This is a genomic window from Micromonospora sp. M61 (assembly GCF_018070245.1).
Taxonomy (GTDB): domain Bacteria; phylum Actinomycetota; class Actinomycetes; order Mycobacteriales; family Micromonosporaceae; genus Micromonospora; species Micromonospora zamorensis.
On record NZ_JAGPYA010000055.1, the window covers coordinates 37237 to 47371 of the forward strand.

10 protein-coding genes are annotated in these 10135 nt (G+C 70.2%); 5 read left to right on the forward strand and 5 right to left on the reverse strand.

Going from position 1 to position 10135, the window contains the following annotated elements; all coding sequences use genetic code 11:
- Nucleotides 1-363: 363 nt before the first annotated feature.
- The gene (locus KBX34_RS25915; RefSeq protein WP_210927479.1) at nucleotides 364-3546 is read left to right on the forward strand and encodes a penicillin acylase family protein; all 3183 of its coding nucleotides are present in this window, start codon (nucleotides 364-366) and stop codon (nucleotides 3544-3546) included.
- Nucleotides 3547-4087: 541 nt separating this feature from the next.
- Here the strand turns inward: KBX34_RS25915 and KBX34_RS25920 are convergent.
- Nucleotides 4088-4369, reverse strand: a complete 282-nt coding sequence (locus KBX34_RS25920) for a hypothetical protein (protein WP_210927481.1) — start codon at nucleotides 4367-4369, stop codon at nucleotides 4088-4090.
- 230 nt (nucleotides 4370-4599) lie between these two features.
- Here KBX34_RS25920 and KBX34_RS25925 point away from each other — a divergent pair, with 230 nt between their 5' ends.
- The 3 genes from KBX34_RS25925 to KBX34_RS25935 all read left to right on the forward strand — a co-directional run bounded on the left by KBX34_RS25925 (nucleotide 4600) and on the right by KBX34_RS25935 (nucleotide 6422).
- Nucleotides 4600-4767 carry a hypothetical protein gene (locus KBX34_RS25925; RefSeq protein ID WP_210927483.1) on the forward strand — a complete coding sequence of 56 codons (168 nt, stop codon included), beginning with the start codon at nucleotides 4600-4602 and terminating at the stop codon, nucleotides 4765-4767.
- Between the two features lie 9 nt (nucleotides 4768-4776).
- Nucleotides 4777-5841 carry an N-acetylmuramoyl-L-alanine amidase gene (locus tag KBX34_RS25930; protein ID WP_088947661.1) on the forward strand — a complete coding sequence of 355 codons (1065 nt, stop codon included), beginning with the start codon at nucleotides 4777-4779 and terminating at the stop codon, nucleotides 5839-5841.
- Nucleotides 5842-6017: 176 nt separating this feature from the next.
- The gene (locus KBX34_RS25935) at nucleotides 6018-6422 is read left to right on the forward strand and encodes an alpha/beta fold hydrolase (protein ID WP_210927485.1); all 405 of its coding nucleotides are present in this window, start codon (nucleotides 6018-6020) and stop codon (nucleotides 6420-6422) included.
- Nucleotides 6423-6475: 53 nt separating this feature from the next.
- Here KBX34_RS25935 and KBX34_RS25940 read toward each other — a convergent pair whose 3' ends face one another.
- Both KBX34_RS25940 and KBX34_RS25945 read right to left on the reverse strand, forming a co-directional pair.
- Complete coding sequence (locus KBX34_RS25940) at nucleotides 6476-7138, reverse strand: response regulator transcription factor (RefSeq protein WP_141908968.1); 663 nt, start codon at nucleotides 7136-7138, stop codon at nucleotides 6476-6478.
- Nucleotides 7135-8283 carry a sensor histidine kinase gene (locus KBX34_RS25945; RefSeq protein WP_210927487.1) on the reverse strand — a complete coding sequence of 383 codons (1149 nt, stop codon included), beginning with the start codon at nucleotides 8281-8283 and terminating at the stop codon, nucleotides 7135-7137. Before KBX34_RS25945 ends, KBX34_RS25940 begins: the two co-directional genes overlap by 4 nt.
- A gap of 194 nt (nucleotides 8284-8477) precedes the next feature.
- On the opposite strand from KBX34_RS25945, the gene KBX34_RS25950 reads away from it, so the two are divergent.
- Entirely contained in the window at nucleotides 8478-8990 is a 513-nt protein-coding gene (locus KBX34_RS25950) for a DUF1772 domain-containing protein (protein ID WP_307871496.1), read from the forward strand.
- A gap of 45 nt (nucleotides 8991-9035) precedes the next feature.
- Here the strand turns inward: KBX34_RS25950 and KBX34_RS25955 are convergent, their stop codons facing one another.
- Together KBX34_RS25955 and KBX34_RS25960 are read right to left on the reverse strand one after the other, a co-directional pair.
- On the reverse strand, nucleotides 9036-9563 hold the full coding sequence (locus KBX34_RS25955; protein ID WP_210792696.1) for a cupin domain-containing protein: 528 nt from the start codon (nucleotides 9561-9563) through the stop codon (nucleotides 9036-9038).
- A 179-nt stretch (nucleotides 9564-9742) separates the two neighbouring features.
- A complete protein-coding gene (locus KBX34_RS25960) occupies nucleotides 9743-10027 on the reverse strand; it encodes a hypothetical protein (RefSeq protein WP_210792697.1) in 285 nt (94 codons plus the stop codon).
- Between the last annotated feature and the right edge of the window lie 108 nt (nucleotides 10028-10135).

The window sequence follows — 10135 nt, forward strand, 5'->3', positions numbered from 1 at the left end:
CGGCGGTCTCCCGGCACGGGCGCAGGCGGGTGGTTGGCCCGGAACGGGGGAGGGGCGGTGGGCTGGGATGAATCGTTTCAGTATGTGTTTCACGAAGATTACGCGCTCACGTTGGTCAAGTGAAGACGTTCACGGCAATCAATATGAGCTGGCTCGAACCGACGTCGGCGGGCGGCGAAACGTCGGCATTGGCAGCTGGTGCACGAGAACTATCCCGAAGGCTCGTCCTGTGCCGATCATTGTCGAGATCGACGTGAGTCTTTCTCGCCTCCGGGTAGGACGCCCGGGCACGGATGGCGACAGGTCGGCAGCGGCAGCCGGGCGTACCCGAACGGCCCGACTCCGCGTCCCCGGAGGACCGTCATGCCCAGACCCGCCCTGCGCGCCCGCCTCGCGGCGCTCACCACCGCCGTCCTGACTGCGAGCGTCCTGACGGCCATCCCGCCGTCACCGGCGCTCGCCGCCACCTTCACCCCCGACGACTACTGCCTCGGCCAGTGCGCGGACATCCTGCCCCCCGGGCAGAACGGCAACGCCACGCTGGTCGACATCCTGGCCCACCAGGCGCTCGGCACCCGCCCGGCGCATTCCAGCGACCAACTCGACGAGTACGCCAACCTGGTCTACAACTACGCCGGGCTGACCGACGAGCAGATCGCCCACTTCTACAACGACGCCTCGTTCGGCGTCCCCGCAGCGCAGGTCGAGAGCACCGTGTCGCCGCGCTCGGACGTCACCATCGTGCGGGACAAGGCCACCAGCGTCCCGCACGTCACCGGCACCACCCGCGGCGGCACCATGTTCGGCGCCGGCTACGCCGGGGCTCAGGACCGGCTCTGGGTGATGGACCTGCTGCGACACGTCGGCCGCGGCAACGTCACCTCGTTCGCTGGCGGCGCGCCTGGCAACCGGGAGCTGGAGCAGAGCGTCTGGGCCAACTCGCCCTACACGGAGGCGGACCTCCAGGCCCAGGTGGACGCGCTGCGCACCAAGGGCGCCCGGGGCCAGCAGCTCTACACCGACGTCGTCGACTACATCGCCGGCATCAACGCCTACATCGACAAGTCGATCGCCGACGACAACTACCCCGGCGAGTACGTGCTGACCGGTGCCGGCAAGCCGACGCACTTCACCATGACCGACCTGATCGCCACCGCCGGCGTGGTCGGCGGGCTCTTCGGCGGAGGCGGCGGCAGCGAGATCCAGTCCGCGCTGGTCCGGGTCGCGGCCCGGGCCAAGTACGGTGCCACCGAGGGCGACCGGATCTGGCAGGGATTCCGCTCGCAGAACGACCCGGAGACCGTGCTGACGCTGCACGACGGGCAGAGCTTCCCGTACGGCGCCACGCCGAGCGGCGCGACCAGCGCGGTGCTGCCCGACGCCGGCACGGTGACGCCCGAACCGCTCGCCTACGACGCCAGCGGCGGCGCCGCCGCCCGCACCGGCGCCAGCACCGCCACCAAGGACCTGCTCGGCGGGCTGTCCAACCTGCGCGCGCACGGCATGTCCAACGCGGTGGTGGTCTCCGGCCGGCACAGCACCACCGGCAACCCGGTGGCCGTGTTCGGCCCGCAGACCGGCTACTTCGCCCCGCAACTGCTGATGCTCCAGGAACTCCAGGGGCCGGGGATCAGCGCGCGCGGTGCCGCGTTCGCCGGGCTCAACCTCTACGTGCTGCTCGGTCGTGGCCAGGACTACGCCTGGAGCGCCACCTCCGCCTCCCAGGATCTGACCGACACGTACGCGGTGCCGTTGTGCACCACCGACGGCAGCGCCCCGACGCTGCGCAGCAACCGCTACCTCTACCACGGGCAGTGCCTCGCCATGGAGACGCTGGAGCAGCGGAACTCCTGGAAACCGACGCTCGCCGACTCCACCCCGGCCGGCTCCTACACACTGCGCGCGCTGCGCACGAAGTACGGGCTGGTGGCCTACCGGGGCCTGGTCAACGGGCAGCCGACCGCGTTCACCAAGCTGCGGTCCACCTACCGGCACGAGGCCGACTCGGCGATCGGCTTCCAGGCCTTCAACGACCCGTCGGCGATGGGCAGCGCGGCGGCGTTCCAGGCATCCGCGGCGAACGTCGGGTACGCGTTCAACTGGTTCTACGTCAACTCGACCCAGGCGGCGTACTACAACTCCGGCTCGAACCCGCTCCGGCCCACCACCGCCGACCCGAACCTGCCGACGAAGGCCGAGCAGGCCTACGAGTGGGTGGGCTGGAACCCGGACACCAACGACGCGACCTACGCCGCAGCGTCGACCCACCCCCAGTCGGTCAACCAGGACTACTACGTCAGCTGGAACAACAAGCAGGCGCGTGACTTCGGCGCGGCCGACGGCAACTTCAGCTACGGCGCGGTGCACAGGGCTCAACTGCTGGACGGTCCGGTGCGCGCCGCCATCGCCCAACGCAAGCTCGGCCGCGCCGACGTCGCGAAGATCACCGCAGACGCGGCGGTGACCGATCTGCGCGGCCAGCAGGTCCTCGGCGAGCTGCTGCGGGTGCTCGACAGCACGCCGGTCACCGATCCGGCGCTGACCGCCGCCGTGAGCAAACTGCGGGCCTGGCAGCAGGCCGGCACCCGCCGGGTGGAGACGGCACCCGGCTCCAAGGTCTACCAGCACGCCGAGGCCATCCGGATCTTCGACGCGTGGTGGCCGCTGCTGGCCGCAGCCCAGTTCCGCCCCGGTCTCGGGCCCGACCTGTACGCCGCCCTGGTCGACGCGATCGAGGTGAACGAGGCGCCGTCCGGTGGCCAGAACGGCGGGCGTGACGGCACCGTGAGCTGGGCGCCGCAGGGGCAGGCGCACAAGGGCTCGTCGTTCCAGTACGGCTGGTGGGGCTACGTCGACAAGGACCTGCGCACCGTGCTCGGCGACCCCGTCGCAGGCGGGCCGGGGCGCGCGTACTGCGGCAACGGCAACCTCGGCGCGTGCCGGCAGGCCCTGCTCGACGCGCTCGGCCAGGCCGCCGCGGTGCCGACCGCCACGGTCTACCCGGGTGACGCGTCCTGCGGAGCCGGCGACCAGTGGTGCGCCGACTCCATCGCCCAGTCCGGGCTGGGCGGCATCACCCAGCCGCTGATCGCCTGGCAGAACCGCCCCACCTACCAGCAGGTCGTGTCGTTCCCGGCGCGACGTGGCGACAACCTCACGAACCTGGCGCAGGGCCGTCCGGCCACCGCGTCGAGCACCCAGTTCCTGACCAGCAACACCCCGAACAAGGCGGTCGACGGCAGCCTCGGCACCCGGTGGTCCAGCAGCTACAACGACAACCAGTGGCTCCGGGTGGACCTCGGCTCGACGCGGACCGTCAGTCGGGCGGTGCTGCGCTGGGAGGCCGCGTACGGCAGCGAGTACCGGATCGAGGTCTCCAGCGACGGCACCTCCTGGCAACCGGTGTTCAGCACCACCACCGGCAACGGCGGCGTCGACAACGCCACCTTCGCCCCGGTCAATGCCCGTTACGTGCGGGTGTACGGAGTCAAGCGGGCCACCTCGTACGGGTTCTCGCTCTACGAATTCGAGCTCTACGGACGGTGACCACAGCCGGAGGGGCCGGCGGAAACCACCCGCCGGCCCTTTCGGGGCGTGCGCAGCGCCATGGAGCGCGACCGTGTCCGACCACCACCTCGATCACCTCACCTACGAGGATGCCGACAAGTCGATCGCCGACATCGGCACCTGCTCCACCTGACGAAAGAGCAGCCTCCGGACGGGCGCGGTTAGAAGTCTCCCGAGGTCCGCGCGTACACCCTATTTCTGCTCGGCTCATTCGTCGGGAGCTGTCGCCCGCGGCGGCGTGGAGGGCCAGCAGTCGGTAGTAGTCGAAACGGGGCTTGCCGGGGGTGATCACGACGAGGAAGTCGGCATCCTGGCCGTCGGCGGGGGCGAAGGCGTGCGGAATGTTCGGCGGGACGAAGAGCGCGTCTCCCTTGTGCAGAGTGTGCACCTCGGTGCAGGTGTGGCGGCGCGCACCGTCGGTGCCGTGCTTGAGCAGGGTGCGGTTGCTGGTCAGGGCGGAGGAGCTGTTCCAGTGCGACCAGATCCTCAGCAAAGGGCCGGGCGAGCACGCGGGCGTCGACTATCGACGGTCCTGGGCGTTCACCCAGGCCATGCGAGGTGCCGACCTGGCGTGACGGCGGGAACTGGCCGGAAGGACCGTGGCTGACGTCCGGGCCAACCGCGTGGCGGCGGCGAACATCACCGCGAAGCCGGTGGCCAACTCGCCGCCGTTGATCGAGCCGGCCAGGCTGGCGGCGGCCACCTTGGCCACCACGAAGAACGAACCGATCACGGCATCCCGGCCGGAGCCCCAGCGGAACAGCGCGGAGACCAGGAGGACCAGGAAGCTCGCCGTGAACATCTGACAGGCATCGCCGGGCCGCACGAATGGGCCGACCGTCGTGAGGCCGAACGCTATCGCCACCATCGCGAGCGGCTTCGTACGCCGCGAAGGAGCGTCGGCAGCAGCGCGAGCGCGACGACGACGCAGCCCACCCGCCACGGCAGATCGGGCCGGAGTATTCCTTCCAACATGATCGCCGGCGCGATGACTGCGATCAACGCCCAGTCGCGCCACACATGGGACCGAACGTGTGGGACGCGCGGCTCGCCAACACAGTGCGTCACCTGATGATTGGTGCACCGGGCGGCGCGCTGGCGGAAACCTCCGGCGATCAGATCGCGACACGTAGACATCTTTCAAGACCATCGATGATCCGCTATATTTTGCGCATCGTTGATCTCTTCGGTTTCCCTTGAGAGGTGCACATGTTCGACGACTTGGCGCTGCGGCGGCGTACCCTCCTGGCGGCCCTCGCTGGTGCTGCGGCCGTCCCCATTCTCGGAAGCCCCGCGCGGGCCGCGTCGCCCAAGGTCTACATCGACCCCGGCCACGGCGGCACCGACTCTGGGGCGGTCGGCAACGGGTTGCAGGAGAAGGCCCTGACGCTCGACATCTCCCTGCAACTGCGCAGTATTCTGCTGGCCAACTGGAACGTCGACGTCCGCATGTCCCGAACGACCGACATCACTCGCAGCCTGGCCTACCGCACCGATGACGCCAATGCCTGGGGCGCTGACCTCTTCGTCAGTGTGCACATCAACTCCGGGGGCGGCACCGGCTTCGAGAGCTACCGGTACCTGACGGCGGACGCCGCCACCACCAACCTGCACAACGCGTTGCATCCGAGAGTGATCGCCGGTATGCGGTCGGTCGGTGCAGTCACCGACCGAGGGCTGAAGAGCGCCAACTTCCATGTGCTGCGCGAGACGACCATGCCCGCGGTGCTCACCGAGAACCTCTTCATCGACACCGTGGCGGACGCGAACCTGCTCAAACGGGCCGACTTCATCACTGCCACCGCCCGCGCGCACGCCCAGGGCATCGCCAGCTATCTGGGACTGGGCAGTACCACCCCGCCCACCTTCAGCGTCATCGTGGACAACGCCACCGCAGGACGGTTCACGGCGAGCGCCAACTGGGGGAGCTCGGCCTACTCCAGCCAGCGCTACGGCGCTGACTACCGCTTCGCCAGCCCCACCCCCGCCAGCGACGCCGCCTGGTTCAAGGTCGACATCCCGGCGGCCGGGAACTATCGGATCGAGGTACGGCACCCGGCCGACCCGGGTTACAACAGCACCACCCCGCACGTCATCGTCACCGCCTCCGGCAACCAGACACTCAACGTGGACCAGCGCTCCAACGGTGGCGTCTGGCGTTCGCTCGGCACCTTTGCGCTCGCTGCCGGTGACCGCAACCTGGTTGCGGTGAGTCGGTGGACGAGCGCAGCCGGCTACGTCGTGGCCGACGCCGTCCGGGTTGCCCGAGTCTGAGGCGTGTTTCGTAAGTCAGGCCGGCAGCGTCGAGGTCACGGCGTGGCAGTGATCGATAACAGAAGATGTCTCCGGTATTTGTTCTGCGACCAAGCAGGAACTTCGCACTCGAGTCGATATCCCCGCGTCTGTGCGCCGCCCGTGTGGGAGGCTCGTCGCCGTGGGGCAGTTGATCAATGTGCGGGACGGGTCCGTCTGGGCCGAAGACACCGGGGGCGGCCTGCCGCCGGTCGTGCTCCTGCACCCAGGGCGAGGGCGATTCTCGCATCTGGGACCCCGTCTGGAAGCGACTCGCCGGGCAGCACCGGCTGATCCGGTACGAGGTGCGGGGCTTCGGCCGCTCCGCGCCGCCGTCCGGGCCATTCTCCCGGTTGGACGATCTGCGTCGGGTGCTTGACCGGCTCGGCGTCGGGCCGGCATTGTTCGTCGGTTGCAGCATGGGCGGCGGCACCGCGCTCGACCTCGCCCTCGCCGAGCCGGATCGAGTTCGCGGGATGGTGCTGGCGTGCCCCGGCATTTCCGGTGCCCCGCCCGCCCACGATCCCGACGACGAGCCGGACAGCGTCGACCCAGATCGCTGATTGACGATAGGGGGTCGGGGCGCGCACCACGACCGATGCTCGCCGACCCAGGCTCAGCCGTCGCCGGGTCGGACCAGCCCGCTCTCGTACGCGATGACCACGAGCTGGGCGCGGTCGCGGGCGTTCAGCTTGTGCAGCAGGCGACTCACGTACGTGCGGGCGGTGTCCGGGCTGAGATGCAGGGCCGCCCCGATCTCCACATTCGACCGTCCGGTGCCGACCTGTGCCAGGACGTCGCGTTCCCGCCCGGTGAGCCCGGTCAGCCGGGCTGGATCCGCGACGGGGGAGCGGGCCGCCGCGGCGATCACCCGCCGGGTCACCGCCGGTGACAGCAGCGCGTCCCCGCCGGCCACCACACGGACAGCGTCCCGCAGGGCGTCGGGCGGGGTGTCCTTGAGCAGGAAGCCGGCGGCGCCGGCGCGGATGGCCTCGAAGAGGTACTCGTCGTCGTCGAAGGTGGTCAGCATGACCACCCGAACGTCGGCCAGCGTCGGGTCGGTGAGGATGCGACGGGTTGCCTCGATGCCGTCGCCACCAGGCATCCGGACATCCATCAGGACGACGTCGGGCCGCTGCTCCCGGGCGACTGCCACCGCGGCCCGGCCGTCGCCGGCTTCGCCGACCACTGTGATGTCCGGAGCGCGTTCCAGCAACGCGCGGAGCCCGGTGCGCACCAGGTGCTGGTCGTCGACGAGGACGACGCGTACGTCGCTCATGCGGCGATCCCGGCCAGCGGTAGGTGGACCGAGACCCGGAAACCGCCGTCAGCGGCCTCGCCGGCATCGAGGGTGCCGCCGAGCAGGGCAACCCGCTCCGACATGCCGCGCAGCCCCTGACCCGTCTCACCTGCCGCGCCGCCGGCAGATCCCCGACCATCGTCGACGACCTCCACCGACAACCCGGACGGGGTCGCCCGGATCGTCACCGTGGCGCGGGTGGCGTGGGCGTGGCGCAACACATTGGTCAGTGCCTCCTGCACGATCCGGTAGACGGTGCTGCCGACCACCGTGGGCAGGGCGTCGACCGAGCCGTCGAGACGCAGCTCGACCGGCAGCCCGCCTCGGCGGACGCCCTCGACGAGCGTACGCAGCTGGGTGAAACCGGGGGCCGGCTCGCGTGGCCCGGGCTCGCGACGCAGGGTGCCCAACGTTGCGCGCAGCTCGGCCATGGCGCTGCCGCTCACCGAGTGGATCGCGGCCAGGGCGGCCTCGGCCTGCCCGGGCTCGGCATCGGCAAGTGCCTCCCGCGCCACAGCCGACTGGAGGGTGATCACCGAGATGGTGTGTCCGAGCGTGTCGTGCACCTCCCGGGCGATGCGCAGCCGCTCGGCCTCGACCTGCCGGGCGGCCTCCCGGCGGCGTTCCTCGGCCGCGAAGGCGGCCTGCCGGGCCAGCGCGGCCCGAAGCGAACGCCGGTTGCGGACGGCGTCACCCAGAGCGATGACGGCGAGTATCAGGGCTGCCTCGGAGCCCAGACCGGCACCGATCACGACAGAGATGTCGTCTCCCTCGACGAGCCGGGCGGCCACCGAGACGATCAGGAGGCTCCCGCCGACGGCGGCGGCCGGGACCACGCGGCCCCGCTGCGCGGCCACGTAGAGGATGGGGGCGGCCGGTGCGGCCACGCCGACCGGCGGCAGCTCCAGCGCGTAGTAGCCGAGGATGCCAGCGGCCGTCGCCAGCAGCGCGGGAACCGTCCAACGACGGGCCACCAGCAGCAGTACGGCCAGTCCGATCCCGAATCCACCGGCCAACGCCGCCTGGGAGGTTGACGCGCCCTCGGTCACGACCGCCGCCGTAACCAGGCCCAGGATGGCCACGGCGAGCAGCGCCTCGGTTCGGGTGGGTGAGGTGGCCTGCACGTTCGTGAGCCTAAGTCGGTGCGGGCCCGCGCCGCTGCCGTCCGCAGGCATCATCCCCGCCCCGGCCCGTACGTCGAGAAGCGATGCCAGCTCGCGCGTCTGCGCGGCAGACGGTCCCGAGTTGGCGACCTAGCGTCGACGACGACCGCACAGATCGTGCCTGCAGGGCCCGAAAACCAAGGAGAAGTGCTGCTGTGTCCCGTATCAAGCTGACCTGGATCGTGCTCATCGTGCTCGTCTGGGCGGCGATGATGTCCTTTGGTGGGGTCGCGGCCGAGACCGTGATGCTCTACCCGAACATCTTCGGGGACGCCCCCGCCTCGCTGGACCGGGCCCGTGAGTTCCTGGTCGCCGGCGGCCCGAGCGACTACTTCCCGCCGCTGGGCGCCTCGGTCGTCCTGACGAGCGTCGCCGCGACCGCCCTCACGTGGCGCAATCGGCGGCTGCGGTGGTACGTAGCCGCCGCCGCGGTGGTCTTCATCGCCTGCGAGTTCCTGTTCTCGGTGGTGTTCTTCTGGCCGCGCAACGAGATCATGTTCGTCGACCCGGTCGGCACGCACTCCCCGGAGTATCTGCGCCAGGTCGCCGAGGAGTTCGTCGCCGGCCACTGGGTACGCCTCGCCGGTGGAGCGGTGACGTCCGCGCTGGCATTCACCGCCCTGCTGCGCTTCGCCCGGGAGACCGCGCCGGTACGGGTCGAGCGATGAGCGCCGGACGTCGTACTCTCGGGTCTCCTGGCCGGCCCTGGTCGGTCAGAGCATCTCGGTGCGGTACTCGGGTGCCAGATCGGTTGCGCGTTGCCGGCGCTCCGCCATCTCGTCGTCGGTGAGCTGCGGCGGCGGTGCGTCCTTGCCGGCGACCTCGTCGCCGACGCGGAGGAAGTATTCGTCCTGGCCTGCCGGGGTGCAGACGCACAGCATGCGGGCGGGTGCGCCGGAGGTGTTGCGGAAATTGTGCGGCGCGTTGGCCGGGATGTTGACTGTGGAACCGGCTCGGACGAGGTGCTTCTCCCCGCGGAAGGTGAACTCGATCTCGCCTTCGAGAATGGTGAACATTTCCTCGAAGTCGTGCCGGTGTGGCGGCGGTCCTCCGCCGTCGGGGATGCGCATGTCGATGAGGCAGTACTGACCGTTGGTCTGCTCACCGGTGATCAGCATGGCGTAGGTGCCACCGGCGAGAGAGATGTAGGTGGTTGCGGGGTCGTCGGGGTTGGCCACGGTCAGGGTTCGGCTCGGATCGTCGTCCGGGATGGCCGGGGTGGCGCGCTCGCGGTCGGTCATGCCGCTGTCCTTCCTGCCGTGGTTCTTCCGAGTAGGCGCGCAGCCGTCGCCCGAGGTGATCCTTGGTCTCCGGGCTGCGCGGCCCTGCCCGAATCCTAGAATCACCGCCACCTCTGAGGTACGCGGACAGCGCCGGCCGCGCCGAATTCCGACGTGTCGAGAGGACGTGGGCCGCGTCGTTACCGCTGGAGATGGAGCCCGGCGGCGATACGGTCCACCGCCTGCTTCGCCTCGACCAGGCTCGCGCCGGTCTGCTGGCGGTACACGCGTACAGCCTGGATCACGCGGCCGCTCTCCAGGTGCCGGACCACTTCCGACTCCACGGGCGCGACGATGCCGAGGTGATCCATAACCAGGTCGAGCTTGTGCTGCACGGCCGCGAGCTGGGTCGCCGAGCTGCGCTTGTCCTGGAACCAGGCTCCGACCGCTGCCCCGACCGACCCGATCGTGGCGATGACGAGCAATGTTGCTTCCCACGGACCCATCAGCACATCTAATCAGCGGTGCGCAACCGGGACACTGCGCGCCCCTGGCGGCACAGCGGCCGTGCGCCGCCCAGGACAGGACCCGGG